The sequence below is a fragment of the Ectopseudomonas khazarica genome (genome assembly GCF_004521985.1).
Lineage (GTDB): Bacteria > Pseudomonadota > Gammaproteobacteria > Pseudomonadales > Pseudomonadaceae > Aquipseudomonas > Aquipseudomonas khazarica.
The window spans coordinates 230,308-246,309 of record NZ_SBHZ01000007.1; the positions used below are offsets into that span (position 1 = coordinate 230,308).

Annotated in this window: 14 protein-coding genes; 6 read left to right on the forward strand and 8 right to left on the reverse strand. The window is 66.8% G+C overall.

The features are described 5' to 3' along the window. Positions 1-22: 22 nt before the first annotated feature. Entirely contained in the window at positions 23-1,000 is a 978-nt protein-coding gene (locus tag EPK82_RS11515; protein ID WP_037052249.1) for an NADPH:quinone reductase, read from the reverse strand. Between the two features lie 148 nt (positions 1,001-1,148). Here EPK82_RS11515 and hemF point away from each other — a divergent pair, with 148 nt between their 5' ends. From hemF to EPK82_RS11530, 3 genes are all read left to right on the forward strand, one after another. Next, positions 1,149-2,066: an oxygen-dependent coproporphyrinogen oxidase gene (hemF, locus tag EPK82_RS11520; RefSeq protein WP_134676644.1), complete on the forward strand. Its 918-nt coding sequence runs from the start codon at positions 1,149-1,151 to the stop codon at positions 2,064-2,066. A gap of 155 nt (positions 2,067-2,221) precedes the next feature. Next, positions 2,222-3,043 (forward strand): shikimate dehydrogenase, encoded by an 822-nt coding sequence (gene aroE / locus EPK82_RS11525; protein WP_134676645.1) that lies wholly within the window; start codon positions 2,222-2,224, stop codon positions 3,041-3,043. Positions 3,044-3,053: 10 nt separating this feature from the next. Then, positions 3,054-3,404 carry a DOPA 4,5-dioxygenase family protein gene (locus EPK82_RS11530; protein WP_134676646.1) on the forward strand — a complete coding sequence of 117 codons (351 nt, stop codon included), beginning with the start codon at positions 3,054-3,056 and terminating at the stop codon, positions 3,402-3,404. 32 nt (positions 3,405-3,436) lie between these two features. Here the strand turns inward: EPK82_RS11530 and EPK82_RS11535 are convergent, their stop codons facing one another. Genes EPK82_RS11535 through betC form a run of 3 tightly spaced genes read right to left on the reverse strand, consistent with a single transcriptional unit; the run spans position 3,437 to position 7,545 of the window. Beyond that, on the reverse strand, positions 3,437-5,008 hold the full coding sequence (locus EPK82_RS11535) for a SulP family inorganic anion transporter (protein ID WP_134676647.1): 1,572 nt from the start codon (positions 5,006-5,008) through the stop codon (positions 3,437-3,439). A gap of 58 nt (positions 5,009-5,066) precedes the next feature. After that, positions 5,067-5,987, reverse strand: a complete 921-nt coding sequence (gene choX, locus EPK82_RS11540) for a choline ABC transporter substrate-binding protein (RefSeq protein ID WP_134676648.1) — start codon at positions 5,985-5,987, stop codon at positions 5,067-5,069. 49 nt (positions 5,988-6,036) lie between these two features. Beyond that, positions 6,037-7,545 carry a choline-sulfatase gene (betC, locus tag EPK82_RS11545; RefSeq protein WP_134676649.1) on the reverse strand — a complete coding sequence of 503 codons (1,509 nt, stop codon included), beginning with the start codon at positions 7,543-7,545 and terminating at the stop codon, positions 6,037-6,039. 113 nt (positions 7,546-7,658) lie between these two features. Between betC and EPK82_RS11550 the strand changes: the two genes are divergently transcribed. Further along, positions 7,659-8,579 (forward strand): choline sulfate utilization transcriptional regulator, encoded by a 921-nt coding sequence (locus EPK82_RS11550; RefSeq protein ID WP_037052233.1) that lies wholly within the window; start codon positions 7,659-7,661, stop codon positions 8,577-8,579. 91 nt (positions 8,580-8,670) lie between these two features. After that, positions 8,671-9,573 (forward strand): D-alanyl-D-alanine endopeptidase, encoded by a 903-nt coding sequence (gene pbpG, locus EPK82_RS11555; RefSeq protein ID WP_134676650.1) that lies wholly within the window; start codon positions 8,671-8,673, stop codon positions 9,571-9,573. An 80-nt stretch (positions 9,574-9,653) separates the two neighbouring features. Here the strand turns inward: pbpG and EPK82_RS11560 are convergent, their stop codons facing one another. After that, positions 9,654-10,577, reverse strand: a complete 924-nt coding sequence (locus tag EPK82_RS11560) for a LysR substrate-binding domain-containing protein (protein ID WP_134676651.1) — start codon at positions 10,575-10,577, stop codon at positions 9,654-9,656. Positions 10,578-10,800: 223 nt separating this feature from the next. Between EPK82_RS11560 and dkgB the strand changes: the two genes are divergently transcribed. Then, positions 10,801-11,604, forward strand: a complete 804-nt coding sequence (dkgB, locus tag EPK82_RS11565) for a 2,5-didehydrogluconate reductase DkgB (protein ID WP_134676652.1) — start codon at positions 10,801-10,803, stop codon at positions 11,602-11,604. A gap of 79 nt (positions 11,605-11,683) precedes the next feature. Here the strand turns inward: dkgB and fauA are convergent, their stop codons facing one another. The 3 genes from fauA to EPK82_RS11580 form a co-directional block, all read right to left on the reverse strand. Continuing rightward, positions 11,684-13,891 (reverse strand): TonB-dependent alcaligin siderophore receptor FauA, encoded by a 2,208-nt coding sequence (gene fauA, locus EPK82_RS11570; RefSeq protein WP_134676653.1) that lies wholly within the window; start codon positions 13,889-13,891, stop codon positions 11,684-11,686. A gap of 135 nt (positions 13,892-14,026) precedes the next feature. Next, complete coding sequence (locus EPK82_RS11575) at positions 14,027-15,022, reverse strand: helix-turn-helix transcriptional regulator (RefSeq protein ID WP_051800583.1); 996 nt, start codon at positions 15,020-15,022, stop codon at positions 14,027-14,029. Between the two features lie 42 nt (positions 15,023-15,064). Continuing rightward, complete coding sequence (locus tag EPK82_RS11580; protein ID WP_134676654.1) at positions 15,065-15,808, reverse strand: SDR family oxidoreductase; 744 nt, start codon at positions 15,806-15,808, stop codon at positions 15,065-15,067. Between the last annotated feature and the right edge of the window lie 194 nt (positions 15,809-16,002).

The following is a 16,002-nucleotide window of genomic DNA, read 5'->3' on the forward strand; positions in this document are numbered from 1 at the left end:
GGAGTGCATCCGGGCCACTGGCTCAGGGCAGCAGGATGGTCGAGCCGGTGGTCTGCCGTGAGCTCAGTGCGTCCTGCGCGGCGGCGGCGTCCTTCAGCGCGTAGCGGCTGCTGATCTCCACCTGCAGCTGGCCGCTGGCGATCATGCCGAACAGTTCGTCGGCCATGGCCTGCAGGCGCTCGGCGTTGGTGGCATAGCCGGCCAGGGTCGGGCGGGTGACGAACAGCGAGCCCTTCTGCGCCAGGATCCCCAGGTTGACCCCGGTGACCGCACCCGAGGCGTTGCCGAAGCTGACCAGCAGGCCGCGCGGCGCCACGCAGTCCAGCGAGGTTTCCCAGGTGTCCTTGCCGACGCCGTCATAGACCACCGGGCACTTGGCCCCGTCGGTCAGCTCCAGCACGCGCTGCGCCACGTTCTCATGGCTGTAGTCGATGGTCGCCCAGGCGCCCTGCTCTCGGGCGCGTGCGGCCTTCTGCGCCGAACTGACGGTGCCGATCAGCCTGACGCCCAGCGCCCTCGCCCACTGGCAGGCAAAGGAACCGACACCACCGGCGGCGGCATGGAAGAGGATGGTCTCGCCGCCCTTCAGTTCGCAGGTCTGGCGCAGCAGGTACTGCACGGTCAGGCCCTTGAGCATCACTGCGGCGGCCTGCTCGAAGCTGATGCCGTCCGGCAGCTTCACCAGCTTCTCGGCGGGCAGCACGTGCAGCTCGCTGTAGGCGCCGAGCGGGCCGGTGGCGTAGGCGACGCGGTCGCCCACGGCGAAGCCGCTGACCTCGCTGCCCACCGCCTCGACCACGCCGGCACCCTCGGTACCCAGGCTCGAAGGCAGGGCCGGTGGCTGGTACAGGCCGCTGCGGAAATAGGTGTCGATGAAGTTCAGGCCGATGGCCTGGTTGGCCACCCGCACTTCGCGCGGGCCCGGGGCGGCCGGCTGGTAGTCACGGTACTCGAGCACGTCGCTGCCGCCGTGCTGGCTGAACTGAATGCGCTTGGCCATCTCCGATTCCTTGTCTGACATGAGCCGCCTGCTGGCGGCGAAAGGGCCTATCCAATCCTCCCGATTGACTGACGTCAACTGCGGAGCGGGGTTGTCGAGTGCTATGCTGCCCTCCGATTTCGACCTGCTCCCTGTTCAAGGTGCCGCCGTGACTGACCGTACCGAGGCCGTTAAGGCCTATCTGCTCGACCTGCAAGACCGTATCTGCTCCGCCCTGCAAACCGAAGACGGTCAGGCCGTGTTCATCGAAGATGCCTGGCAGCGTCCGGCCGGCGGCGGTGGCCGCACGCGGGTGATCGAGAACGGCGCGCTGATCGAGAAAGGCGGGGTCAACTTCTCCCACGTGTTCGGCGACAGCCTGCCGCCTTCGGCCAGCGCCCACCGTCCGGAACTGGCCGGACGTGGCTTCCAGGCCCTCGGCGTGTCGCTGGTGATCCACCCGGAAAACCCCCATGTGCCCACCTCGCACGCCAACGTGCGCTTCTTCAGCGCCGAGAAGGAAGGCGAGGAACCGGTGTGGTGGTTCGGTGGCGGCTTCGACCTGACGCCCTACTACGCCAACGAGGAAGACTGCGTGTTCTGGCACCAGGTCGCGCATGACGCCTGTGCGCCGTTCGGTGCCGAGGTGTACGCGAAGTACAAGGCCTGGTGCGACCGCTATTTCCACCTCAAGCACCGTGGCGAGCCGCGCGGTATCGGCGGGCTGTTCTTCGATGACCTCAACGAGTGGGATTTCGACACCTGCTTCGCCTTCATCCGCGCCATCGGCGATGCCTACATCCAGGCTTACCTGCCCATCGTGCAGCGCCGCAAGCTGACCCCCTTCGGTGAGCGCGAGCGCGAGTTCCAGGCGTTCCGGCGTGGCCGCTACGTCGAGTTCAACCTGGTGTTCGACCGTGGCACCCTGTTCGGCCTGCAGTCCGGCGGGCGTACCGAGTCGATCCTCATGTCGCTGCCGCCGCACGTGCGCTGGGGTTACGACTGGAAGCCGCAGCCGGGCAGTGAAGAAGCGCGCCTGACCGAGTACTTCCTCACCGACCGCGACTGGTTGTCGACCAACCCATGATGTAGCCCGGATGTAGTCCGGGGCCATTCCATGAGCGCTCCCGGATTGCATCCGGGCTACGAGTCATCCCCGTACCTCGTAGGAGCCCGCTTGCGGGCGATCTGGCTGCAGAGCGAATCGCCAGCAAGCTGGCTCCTACACAGATAGGATTTTCCATGGACCGCTACTGCGTCTTCGGCAACCCCATCGGCCATAGCAAGTCGCCGCTGATCCATCGTCTGTTCGCCGAACAGACCGGGCAGGCGCTGACGTACGAGGCGCGTCTGGCGCCCCTCGATGACTTCGTCGGCGATGCCCGTGCCTTCTTCGCGGAAGGCCTTGGTGGCAACGTCACCGTGCCCTTCAAGGAAGAGGCCTTTCGCCTCGCCGACGAGCTGACCGAGCGCGCCCGCCGGGCCGGCGCGGTGAATACCCTGAAGAAGCTGGAGGACGGTCGCCTGCTCGGCGACAACACCGACGGCGCCGGGCTGACCCGCGACCTGCAGGACAACGCCGGTTTCAGCCTGGCCGGCAAGCGCATCCTCGTGCTGGGTGCCGGTGGCGCCGTGCGCGGCGTGCTCGAGCCCTTCCTGGCGCAGCGTCCGGCAAGCCTGGTGGTGGCCAACCGCACGCTGTGCAAGGCGGAGAAACTGGTGCTGGAGTTCACCGAGCTGGGCCCGCTGAAGGCCGTCGGCTTCGACTGGATCGACGCGCCGGTCGACCTGATCGTCAACGGCACCTCGGCCAGCCTCGGCGGCGAGTTGCCGCCGATTGCACCGGGCCTGATCCAGCCCGGCCACACGGTGTGCTACGACATGATGTACGGCCGCGAGCCGACCGCCTTCAACCGCTGGGCCGCCGAGCAGGGTGCGGCGCAGTGCCTGGACGGCCTCGGTATGCTGGTCGAGCAGGCTGCCGAGGCCTTCGCGCTGTGGCGCGGCGTGCGCCCGGACACGGCGCCGGTGCTGGCCGAACTGCGTCGTCAACTGATGGCCTGAGGAGCGGCAGATGGACGAGATGGTGCGTATCAGTGGTTACCATGCCCACGTCTATTTCGATGCCGCTACGCTGGAGCAGGCGCGCGCCCTCTGCGAGAACGCGGCGAAGCGCTTTCCAGTGAAGATGGGGCGGGTGCACGAGCGCCTGGTCGGGCCGCATCCGTGCTGGAGTTGCCAGCTGGCCTTCCGCGCCGACCTGTTCGCCGACCTGGTGCCCTGGCTGATGCTCAACCGCGGTGGCCTGGACGTCCTGCTGCACCCGATCACCGGCAACGAACTGCGCGACCATCGCGACTGTGCGATGTGGATCGGGCGTTCGCACGTGCTGGATCTGAGCGTGCTCGATGACGCCGAGGACTGAGGGTCAGCCGCGTAGGGTTCGACGCCGCTCACTCAGTCTTCGAACTGCACCGGGCAGTGCTCCGCGCCTTCCAGCTTGAGAATCTCCTCGATCACCTGGGGCCGCGCCTGACGCAGCACCAGGCTGCGCTGCAGGGCCTGCAGGCGGCGTGCTTCCTGATGCAGCATTTCCACCCCGGCGTAGTCGATGAAGTTGATGTGCCGCGCGTCGATCACCAGGCGCTGGCCACGGCTGCGCTGCAGCAACTGCTGGATGTACTGGCAGGCGCCGAAGAAGATCGAGCCATCGATGCGCAGCACCTCGTCGTCGCCGTCATGCCACAGGCGTACGCGCGGCTGCGAGGTGCGCTTGAGGTAGAAGAACAGCGATGCCAGCACGCCCGCGTAGATCGCCGTCTGCAGCTCCAGCACCAGGGTGGCGGCGAAAGTCAGCAGCATCACCGCGAACTCGGAGCGGCTGACCCGGCGCAGTGCTCGAATCGCCGGCAGGTCCACCAGCCCCCAGCAGATCAGCAGGATGCCTGCGGCCATCACCGGCAGCGGGATGTGGGTCAGCAGCGCCGCACCGAACACGGCGAACAGGGCCACCAGCAAGGCCGAGAAGATCCCCGCCAGAGGAGTGCGCGCACCCGCCTGCAGGTTCAGCGCCGAGCGGGTGAAGGAGCCAGCCGACAGCGAGCCGGAGAACCACGGGCCGACGATGTTCGACAGACCCTGGGCGCGCACTTCCTGGTTGGCGTCGAGGAACTGATGCGATTTCACCGCCAGGGCGCGGGCGATGGACAGGCTGGTGACCAGCCCGAGCATGCCGCAGGCCACCGCTGCAGGCAGCAGGCGCAGGACGTCGTCGAGGTCGAAGCTGAGCATCGTCAGTGGCGGCAGGCTGCCGGCGAAGGGCGCGACCAGGGCGATCTCCCCGACCAGGTGCGCCGGTAGCAGCCAGGCCACCAGGCTGCCGCCGACCAGGCCGATCAGCAGTGCCGGTGCCTTGGGCCAGAAATGCCGGATGGCGACGCTCAGCAGCAGGGTGAAGGCGGCCAGCGCCAGGCTGGGCCAGTGCGTCTCGGGCAGGTGCTGGCCGATCTGCAGCAGGCTGCTCAGCGCGGTGGCCTGGCTGGGCATTTCCACGCCCAGCAGGTTGGGGACCTGGCCGAGGGCGATGACCAGCGCCGCGCCAAGGGTGAAGCCGAGCACCACCGATTGCGAGACGAAGTTGACCAGCGCGCCGAAGCGCAGCAGGCCGAGCAGCCACTGGAACAGGCCGGCGAGAAAGGTCAGCAGCAACACCAGGGCGATGAATTCTTCGCTGCCCATGCGCGCCATGGGGCTGACGCTGGTGAACAGCACGATGGAGATGGCCGCCGTCGGCCCACAGATCAGGTGCCAGGACGAGCCCCACAGGCAGGCGATGATCACCGGCACGATGGCGGCGTACAGGCCGTATTCGGCCGGCAGCCCGGCGATCAGGGCATAGGCCAGCGATTGTGGCAGGGCCAGGATGGCGCCGGTCAGGCCTACCAGCAGGTCGTTGCCCAGGGTCTTGCGGCTGGTGCCAGGCAGCCAGCGCAGAAATGGCAGCAGGGTCTGTCGATCGGGTAGGCGCATGGTCAGGCTCGAGGGTGGGCCGCAGGCGACTCCACCCTACTCACTTGTGCCGGCTAATTCAAAGCCGGGCTTTCACCGCCGCCAGGCCGTCGCCACCGTCACGGGTGGTCACGCCCTGCAGCCAGCCGTCGAGCACCTGCGGGTTGGCCTTGAGCCAGGCCTTGATCGCGGCATCGTTGCTGGCCTCCTTGCTCAGCACCTGGTCCATGATGCTGTTCTCCATGTCCTGGGTGAAGGCGAGGTTGCTCATCAGCTTGCCGACGTTGGGGCACTGCGCGGCATAGCCCTTGCGCGCCAGGGTGTTGACCTGGCCGCTGTCACCGAAGTACTTCTCGCCGCCGCGCAGGTACTGCATGTCGTACTGCACGTTCATCGGGTGCGGGGTCCAGCCGAGGAACACCACGAACTGCTCGCGCTTCACCGCGCGGCCGACCTGCACCAGCATCGCCTGCTCGCTGGACTCCACCAGCTTCCAGTCGCCCAGGCCGAACTCGTCAGCGGCGATCATCTGCTTGATCGACTCGTTGGCGGGTGAGCCGGAGGCGATGCCGTAGAGCTTCCTGCCGAACTGGTCGGCGTGCTTGTCGAGGTCGGCGAAGGTCTTCACTCCGGCCTCATAGGCATAGCTCGGAACCGCCAGGGTGTACTCGGTGCCCTCGAGGTTCTGCGCCAGCTTGTCCACCTCGCCGCTGGCGACGAACTTGTCGTAGTTGCTCTGCTGCGCTGGCATCCAGTTGCCGAGGAACACGTCGACCTGGCCCTTCTGCAGCCCGGCGAAGATGATCGGCACGGCCAGGGTCTGGCTTTTTGCCGTGTAGCCCAGGCCTTCGAGCAGGAAGCTGGCGATGCCGTTGGTCACGGCGATGTCGCTCCAGCCCGGATCACCCAGCTTGACCGTGGAGCAGGCTGCGTCCTCGGCCCAGACATTGCCGGCGCTGCAGAGCGCGGTGGCGAGTAACAGCACGCTGAATCGGTTCATGGCGTCTCTCCTTTTTTCTTCTGTTTTGGGGGCGGCAGTCGGTAAAGGTTCATACCTGAGGGAAGCGCGCGCGGCGTTCCAGGTCGTCGAGGTCGATGTGGTTGCGCATGTACTGCTGGCTGGCGTCGACCCAGGGCTGGTGGTCCCAGCTGGTCAGCCGGCCCTGGCTCAGGGCGGCGGCGACCAGGCGCCGGCGGCGCTGGCTGGCCAGGGTCGCGGCATGGATCGCCGCCAGGTCCCAGCGCTCACGGGCTTCGGCGAGAAAGCCGGCGACGGTGCTGCGATGCGCGCTGCTCTCGGCGAGGTTGTGCTGCTCCTGCGGATCCGCATGCAGGTCGAACAGCAGCAGCGGGTCGCGCTCGGAGTAGACGAATTTCCACGGCCCGCGGCGGATCATCATCAGCGGGCTGTCGGTGCCCTCGGCCATGTATTCGCCGAGCACCTCGTCATGCCCACCCTCGCCCTTGAGGTGCGGCAGCAGCGAGCGCCCCTCCAGTTCCAGGTCGGCATCGAGCTGGCCGCCGGCGAGCTCCACCAGGGTCGGCAGCAGGTCGAGGGTCGACACCGACTGGCTGACCCGCTGCGCGGCGAAGCGCTGCGGCGCGTGCACCAGCAGTGGCACGCGGGCGGACATCTCGAACCAGTGCATCTTGTACCAGAGGCCGCGCTCTCCAAGCATGTCGCCATGGTCGCCGGAGAAGACGATCAGGGTGTCCTCGGTCAGGCCGCACTCTTCCAGGGTCTTCAGCAGCTTGCCGATGTTGTCGTCGATATAGCTGCAGGAGCCGAAGTAGGCGCGCCGCGCATCGCGGATCCTGTCCTCGGGCAACGGCTTGTCCCACAGGTCGATGACCTTCAGCAGGCGCTGCGAGTGCGGGTCCTGCTCGCTCTGCGCGATGTGCTGGCGCGGCATGGGGATGTCCACGCCCTCGTAGCGATCCCAGTACTCGCGCGGGATGGTGTAGGGGTCGTGCGGGTGGGTCATCGACACGGTCAGGCAGAACGGCTGCTCGGGTGTCAGGCGCACGTGGTCGTAGAGGTACTGGCGCGCTTTGAACACCACTTCCTCGTCGAAGTCGAGCTGGTTGCTGCGCACGCAGGGGCCGGCCTGCAGCACCGACGACATGTTGTGGTACCAGGTGGCGCGCGTGTCCGGCTCGTCCCAGTTCACCGCCCAGCCGTAGTCCGCCGGGTAGATGTCGCTGGTCAGGCGCTCCTCGTAGCCGTGCAGCTGGTCCGGGCCGCAGAAGTGCATCTTGCCCGACAGCGCCGTGCGGTAGCCGAGGCGACGCAGGTAATGGGCGTAGGTCGGCACATCGGCGGGCAGGTCGGCGGCGTTGTCGTAGGCGCCGATCTTCGACGGCAGGCGGCCGCTGACCAGGGTGAAGCGTGAAGGCGCGCAGAGCGGGCTGTTGCAGTAGGCCGAGTCGAACACCACGGCCTGCTCGGCCAGCTTCATCAGGTTGGGCATCTGCACCGGCGAGGCGGCATCGTGCAGGGGCAGGATCGGCGCGGCCATCTGGTCGGCCATGATGAAGAGGATGTTCGGGCGTTTCATGGTGGCGGGTATTCCATACTGTTGGTTTATGCGACAGTGCTGGGGCCATGATTCCGGTAGAACCCCGGCAGGGTAAACCCGGCTGAGAAACATGCCTCGGATAAGCAGAACTTATGTTTAAAGCCATCGATGGCCTGTCCCTCGACGCATTGCGGGTGTTCGAGTCGGCCGCGCGCCAGCTGAGCTTCACGGCGGCCGCGAACGAACTGGGCAGCAGCCAGCCGGCCATCAGCCAGCAGATCAAGCGCCTGGAGCAGCAACTGGCCACGCGCCTGTTCGACCGCGTCTACCGCGGCATCGTGCTGACCGAGGCGGGCGAGCTGCTGCTGGCTCACGTGCAGGAGGGCCTGGCCAGTCTCGACGCCGGACTGGCGGCGGTCACCGCACGGCAGCAGCACGAGGTGCTGCAGGTGGCCACCGACTTCGCCTTCGCCGCCTATTGGCTGATGCCGCGTCTGCAGCGTTTCAATCGTCTGTACCCGGAGGTGGACGTCAGCCTGATCACCAGCGAGCGCGATCCGGCCACGGTACCCAGCGACATCGATGTGGCGATCCGCTTTGGCGATGGCCGCTTCAAGCACGGCGAGGCGCACCTGCTGTTTCGCGAGGAGGTGTTTCCGGTGTGCAGCCCGCGCCTGCTGGGCGAGCGCCAGCCGCCGTTGCCGGTTGCGGCGCTGGCCGAGCTGCCCCTGCTGCACCTGCGCCCCGAGCACCGCTCGCGCTGGTTCGACTGGGACGGGCTGTTCCGCGCACTGGGCATCAGCAGCCTGCCCACGCCCGGCGCGCTGCGCTTCGACAACTACACCCTGCTGATCCAGGCGGCCATTGCCGGCCAGGGGGTGGCCATCGGCTGGCGCCACCTGGTCGACGAACTGCTGGCCCAGGGCCTACTCTGTCGTCTGGGTGATGCCGAAGCTCAGTCGGCGTTCGGTTATTACCTGGTATTGCCCGAGCGCAAGCGGCGCCAGCGCCTCACCGCGCGCTTCGTCGACTGGTTGCAGGCCGAGCTGGATGCGCCAGGCGCAAGTGTTTGATCGGGCCATACTGCAAGAGCGCGGGCACAATCCCTATACTGGTTGTTGCCGCCATCTCGTCGGCTTCCTCATACAACCGGTGAAGTGAACCGTGAAATTCCGTCATTCGATTTTAGGCTTGCTGCTGTGCGGCAGCCTTGCAGTTTCGAACCTTCAGGCTGCGCCTATTCAGCCCCAGCAGGAGCTGGCCGCCGGTAGCGCGCTGTTAGTGGATCTGAAGACCGGAAAGGAACTCTATTCCAGCAACCCCGACCTGCGTCTGCCGATCGCCTCGGTGACCAAGCTGATGACCGCCATGGTCACCCTCGACGCCAAGCTGCCGCTGGACGAGGTGCTGCCGGTCAACATCCGCGACACCAAGGAAATGCAGGGCGTGTTCTCGCGCGTGCGCGTGGGCAGCGAGCTCAGCCGTCGCGACATGCTGCACCTGGCGCTGATGTCCTCGGAGAATCGCGCGGCGGCCAGCCTCGCCCATCACTATCCGGGTGGCCAGGTCGCCTTCATCAGGGCGATGAACGCCAAGGCGAAGGCCCTGGGCATGAACCGCAGCCACTTCGTCGAGCCCACCGGTCTCTCCGAGGAGAACGTGTCCACCGCCCGCGACCTGGCATTGATGGTCAAGGCCGCGGCCCAGTATCCGCTGATCCATCAGTTCACCACGGACTCGGAAGCCACCGTGGCCTTTCGCAAGCCCAACTACACCCTGGGCTTTCGCAACACCAATGCCCTGGTGCGCAAGGCCGACTGGAACATCAACCTGAGCAAGACCGGCTTCACCAATGCCGCCGGTCGGTGCCTGGTGATGGCTACCACCATGGCCAATCGTTCGGTGGCGTTCGTCGTGCTCGGCGCGTTCGGCAAATACACCCACATGGCCGACGCCAACCGCCTCAAGCGCTGGATGGAGACCGGCAAGGTCACGCCGGTGCCGGCAGCGGCGCTCAGCTACAAGCAGCAGAAGCTCGCCGAGTGGAGCCTGCAGGCGGCGCAGTGAGCGTTTGGCGGGACAAGGGGGCGACTCGCTGAGTCGCCCTTTTTCATCGTGCCTCCGGTGCGTTGCCGGGGCTGCAGCGGCTAGTTTCGCGGTTCGCCGCTCATACCGCCCTGGCCCGGGTCGCCCAGGTGTTCGCTGAGAAAGTCCAGAAAGCAGGTGATGCGTGAGGCCAGCGCGGTGTTGCGGTAGTACACCGCATTGATCGGCTGGCGCACCTCCACGCGTTGTTCGGCCAGCACCTCCACCAGCGCGCCACGGGCGCGGGCCGCGTCTGTCATGAAGTCCGACAGGCACACCAGCCCTTCGCCGGCCAGGGCCAGTTCGAGCATGGTGTCGCCGCTGGAGGCGCGCAGGCTCGGGGTGATCCGCCAGCGCTCGCCGAGGGCATGGCGCAGTGGCCATTCATTCAGGCTGTCGGGTTCGGTGAAGCCGATCAGGCAGTGCCCCTGCAGGTCTTCGCTGCGCGCCGGGTGGCCATGCCTGCGCAGGTACTCCGGGCTGGCCAGCACGCGCCGGCGGCTGTGATACAGCGGTCGGGCATGCAGGCTGGAGTCCGGCAGGTGACCGATGCGGATGGCCAGGTCGGTACGCCGCTCGAGCAGGTCGATGATGCGGTCGTCGCTGTTCAGCTCCAGCTCGATCTGCGGGTAACGTGCGCGAAACTCGCCGATCAGCGGAACGATCACGTGCAGCATGAAGGGCGAGGCAGTGTTGATGCGCAGGCGCCCGGCGGGTGCCTGGCGACGCAGGGCCATCTGCTCCTCGGCCTCCTCCACGCTGGCGAGGATGCGCCGGGCCTGGGCGAGAAACAGCTCGCCCTCCTCGGTCAGCTCCAGGCGTCTCGTGGTACGGCGCAGCAGGGTCACCGCGAGCTTTTCTTCCAGGCGGCTAAGGGCGCGGCTGACGCCGGAGGCGGTCTGCTCCAGCTGTTCGGCGGCGGCGCTGATCGAGCCGCTGTCGACCACGCTGACGAAGGCGAGCATTTCTTCCAGGCTGGTCTTCATTGTTGAACTTCAGTCAAAGGTGTTTGCCAGGTTGTCGGCTTTTTCCGCATGAGTCTGGCCCGGATACTGCGTCTCCAGCAAGCCTGCTCGCCCTGTCTGGCCGGCGCCATGTGCCTCCTGGCTGCGGCCGTGCAACTTTTCCCGCGGTGAGCGGGCCGAACCTTTCATTCCCTGAGCCACTCCGCGCTCGGTAAGCGCTGCGCAACCCATGAGGAGACCCGTCATGACATTTCTTCCCCCTGTCGGCCTTGGCACATTCCGTCTCAAGGACCAGGTCGCCATCGACGCTGTGCGCAGCGGCCTCGAACTGGGCTACCGGCATGTCGACACCGCGCAAGCCTACGGCAACGAAGCGGCGGTCGGTCAGGCCATCGCCGAGAGTGGCGTGGCCCGCGACGAGCTGTTCGTCACCACCAAGGTCTGGACCGAGAACCTCGGCCGTGGCCGGGTGCTCGCCAGCCTGCAGGAGAGCCTGCAACGCCTGGCTCTGCAGCGCGTCGACCTGACGCTGATCCACTGGCCATCGCCGAACGACGAGATTCCCGTGGCGCAGTACCTGGAGGAACTGCTGGAAGCCAAGCGCCAGGGGCTGACATCGGCCATCGGTGTCTCCAACTTCACCATCGCCCATCTGCGCGAGGCCATCGCTGCGGTGGGTGTCGAGGAGATCGCGACCAACCAGGTGGAAATCCATCCGCTGCTGCAGAACCGCAAGCTGGTCGATTTCGCCCGCCAGCAGGGTATTCACCTGACGGCCTACATGCCGCTGGCCTACGGCAAGGTGCTGGTCGAGCCGGAGATCCAGCGCATCGCTGCCGCGCATGGCGCCAGCCCGGCGCAGGTGGCCCTGGCCTGGTCGCTGCAGCAGGGCTATGCGGTGATTCCGTCGTCGACCAAACGCGAGAACCTGGCCGCCAACCTGGCCGCCGCCGACCTGCGTCTGAGTGACGCCGACATGGCCGCCATCGCCACCCTGGAGCGCGCTGAGCGGGTGGCCAACCCGGGCTTCGCGCCGCGCTGGGATTGAGCTTGCCGGTCCGCGCGAGTGACGTCAGCGCGGGGCTCATGCGAGAAGCTGCCAACCGGGGCTGGATGGCGGCCGACGCTCAGAATCTCGCGCTCAGGGTCAATTGCAGGTTGCGCGGCTCGCCATACCAGAGCTGGCTGTAGAAGCCGACCTGCTCGAGGTATCGCTTGTCGAAGACGTTGTTGAGGTTGGCGGTCGCCGCGATGTGTTCGCTGATCTGGTACCTGGCCATCAGGTCGACCAGGGCATAGCTGTCCGCGCTGACGTCCACCGGGCCGTTGGGGCTGCCGGTGTTGGCGCGTGAGATGTCGCTGCGCCAGGTCGTGCCGCCGCCCAGGGTCAGGTCCCGCAGTACACCGTCCAGCCGGTAGGTGGTGAACAGCTTGAACTGCGTGCGTGGGTGGGTGGTATTGATCGCCTTGCCCTCGGCATTGCGGGCGATGAAGTGGGTGTAGCTGGTGGACAGGTTCCACGCCTCGCTCAGCGCGCCGCTCAGTTCCAGGTCGAAGCCGTCGACCACGGCCCCCTCGCCGGCCTTGTAGGCCTGCTGGCTGGGGTCGGCGCTCAGGAAGGTATCGGGAATGGCCTCGGCCAGGCCCTCCTGCCTGGTGCGATAGACCGACAGGGCGGCGTTCAGCTGGCCGTCCAGGTAGCCCGCCTTGATGCCGAGTTCGTAGCTGTCGCCGCTGACCGGATCGAGGAAGCTGCCATCCGGCGCGCGCTGCGTCTGGTTCTTGAAGATGCTGGTGTAGCTCGTGTACAGGCTGTAGGTCCGGTCGAGGTCATAGACCAGGCCGGCGTAGGGCGTGACCTCGTCGCTGTAGCGATAGGTGCGCTGGGTGCCGAAGTAGTTCTGTTCGATCTCCCAGGTGCTGACGCGGACCCCCAGGATCAGATGCAGCGGATCGGCCAGCGACAGGCGCGTCACCGCATAGCCGCCGGTCTGGCGGATATCGGTGCGGTCGCCGTTGGCGCGCGTGCCCGACCAGATGGGCTCGGCAATCGCGCCGTTGCTCCAGTCCAGTTGCGAGTCGGCAATCGGCGCGGTGCCGGGCAGCGGCAGGTACTGGTCCATCTGCAGGTCGTCGGCGATGCTCATCCAGCCGAACGCGGCGTCATGCGTGCGGCCCAGCAGCTCGAACGGCCCGCTGCCGGTCAGGTGCCAGTCGTCACGGGTGCGCTCGCCGTCATACTTGAGGAAGCTGGCGCTCATGCCTGCGTCGTTGCGCTCTGGATAGCCGCCGCGAAACACATAGCGCATCGCGTAGTCGGCCTCGGTGCGGCTGTAGGCCGCGCGTAGCGTCCAGTCGTTTTCCAACTGGTGTTCGAGATCGATGAAGGCGGTGTTCGACTCGGTGCCGAAGTACGACCACCGGGTGTTGTTGGCCGTGGAGCGTCCATAGTGGGTGCGCGACCCGTCGGCGTAGAACATCGGCACGCCCGCGCCCATGCCGTCGGTATCGTTCTTCTGGTGTTCGAGGCTCAGCGTGAGTTGCGTGCGTGGGGTCAGCTCCGCGCTGATCACGCCGTACAGGGTTTCACTGTCGTAGTGCTGATAGTCGATGAAGGTATCGCGCTCGGAGTAGGCCGCCACCACGCGGGCTGCGATCCGGCCGTCGGCCGTCAGCGGGGTGGAGACATCGATATCGCCACGGCGCTGGTCCCAGCGTCCGCTGCCGAGCGAGCCGCCGATGGCGAACTCTGGCAGCGGGCGCTTGCGGATGAAGTTGACCGCAGCCGAAGGGTTGCCGGCGCCGGTCAGCAACCCTGTGGAGCCCCGCACGATCTCGACGCGATCGTAGATCGCCGAGTCGACATCGGTGGCGCCGAAGTTCCAGAAGTTGTTGATCGGCGAAGCCAGGCCATCGAACTGGAAGTTGTCGATGTCGAAGCCGCGAGCGGAGAACGACACGCGATTGCTGTCACTGCGGCTCATCGAGATACCGGGGGCGCTGGCGAGTATCGCGGCGGTGTCGCGCAGGCCGCGATCTTCGATCTGCTGGCGGGTGACGACGCTCACCGATTGCGGTGTCTCGCGGATCGACAGCGGCAGGCCCACGGCGGTGGACATGCTGCCGGTGGTGTAGCTGCCGGTGCCCTCGGTTTCGGACTGCGGCAGCTGCGTGCCCTGCACGTTCATCGCCGGCAGCGTCAGGCTGCTTTCGTGTGCGTCTGTGTCTTCAACGTCCTCTTGCGCGGCTGCGCCTGCCGTCAGGGGCAGCAGGGCGCTGGCGAGCAATGCGCGGCGCAGGGTCGGGGCGAGCGGGAGGATCGAGCATTTCGACATTGCAGGCGTCTCATCGGGAAAATTTGTCGATGAGAATTATTCACATTTGTCCGGGCGATACCTTTGCTCGATGCCAGTGTTCCTTTGCCGGATGCCAGGCCTGGAACGACGCTGCGAGGATGCTGTCGGGCCAGGCTAGATGGATTCGCGGGGCGCTACGCCGAAGTGCTGCCGGTATGCGGTGGCGAAGTTGCTGGCATGGCGGTAGCCGACGTAGTGGGCGACATCCTGAACGCGCCAGCCCTGTCCGAGGTACTGCCTGGCCAGCTCCATGCGGCGCTGGCGCAGGTAGGCCATGACGCTGACACCATAGGCCTGCTGGAACTTCTGGCGCAGTGAGCTGGGGCTCATGCACGCCAGCTGTGCCAGCTGATGCAGGCTGTGCTCGGCTCCAGGTTCCTGATGCAGGTAGTCGCGTACCCGCTCCAGCAGGCTGCGGTCACGTGGGTTGAGCGAGGGCGCGTGGCGCTCGTCGGCGTCGATGGCGTTCAGGCCATGTGCCAGCAGCTGCAGTGCCAGGCCTTCGTGCAGCAGGCGCTGCAGGCAACCGTGCGAGCGTTCGCCGGCCAGGGCCTGCAGGGCAGGCTGCAGGTCTGCCGGAACGCTCCAGCGTTGCGTGTACACGCGGCGCTGTCGGAGGCTGGCACGCAACAGATCGGCCAGTTGCTCATCCGCCAGGTCATCGATGTCAGCGATGGACAGGTTGAGGCCACGCAGGTGGTGATGAGCGTGATGCCGGGCACTCTGGCCGGGCCCGTCCTGGCTGAGCAGGGTGACGCCCTGACCCGGCGTGAGGGTGGTGGAGGTGGTGCCGTCGAGCTGGGCCTGTCCTTCCAGCAGGACGATCATGGTGAGACTGGGGGCGGTGAAGGACTGCGCCTGGTAGCCGTGCAAGGTGTGCACCTCGGAGCTGACCAGGGTCATGCCCAGACGGGTTTGCTGCTCGTTGATGTAGCCCCGCATCACGCACGGGTTGTCTTCATGCTGTGGGCCAATCAGGCTGTAGTGCACATGATGACGGCGGCCCAGCTGGCGCAGGTCATCCAGCGAGTAGAGGCATGGGGCGTGCAGGGGCTGGACCATGGGCGTCACCCGGGCGGCGAAAACGCAGATGATAACATTGATTATCATTTGCGTATTTCGATGATATGGCGCGCCCTTGCTGCCCTGGGACTAGCGCCCGCCGGCGATATCCAGCAGTGCGCCGGTGGTGTAGCTGGCCTTGTCGTCGAGCAGCCAGACGATCGCCTCGGCGACTTCCTCGGCACGTCCGGCGCGTCCCAGCGGGGTGCCCTTGCCCAGGCGCTCGGCACGATCCGGCTGGCCGCCGCTGGCGTGGATGTCGGTATCGATCAGCCCCGGACGCACGGCGTTGACCCGCACGCCCTCGCCGCCCAGCTCCTTGGCCAGGCCACGGGTCAGGACGTCCATGGCGCCCTTGGCCCCGGCATAGTCGACGTACTCGAAGGGTGAGCCGAGGCTGGCTGCTACCGAAGACACCAGCACCATCGAGCCGCCCGCGCCGCCACGGCTGCGGGCCATGCGTCGGGCGCCTTCGCGGGCGGTGAGATAGCTGCCCAGCACGTTGACCTCGAACATGCGCCGCAGGCGCTCGCCGCTCATGTCCAGCAGCGGCAGGGGCGGTGCGACGATGCCGGCATTGACCACCAGACCCTGCAGCGGTCCGAGTGTGTCCATGGCTTCGAACAGCCGCTGCACGTCGGCTTCGATGGCCACGTCGCCCTGCAGCGCGACGGCCTGGCCGCCGGCCGCCTGGATCTGCGCCACCACCGCGTCGGCGGCCGCGCGATCCTCGCGATAGTTGACGCCGACCGTCCAGCCCTGCGCGGCGGCCAGCAGGGCAGTGGCGCGGCCGATGCCACGGCTGGCACCGGTAATCAGCAGGTTCTTGCTCATCAGCGGGATCCTCGTCGGTTTCCGCTCAGGTTACCCGCGCGCGCCATCCAGCCCAAGCCGCATTGCACGCAGATCGGAATGCCGCCACCGCCCTCTGCTGGCGAGCTTGGCCCGTTGCCATCAGTCAGTGTTTTGCCCGCTTCACTGGTTGCCCAGGCGCATGGGCGCTACCATGCGCCCCCCTTTTTTCTTCA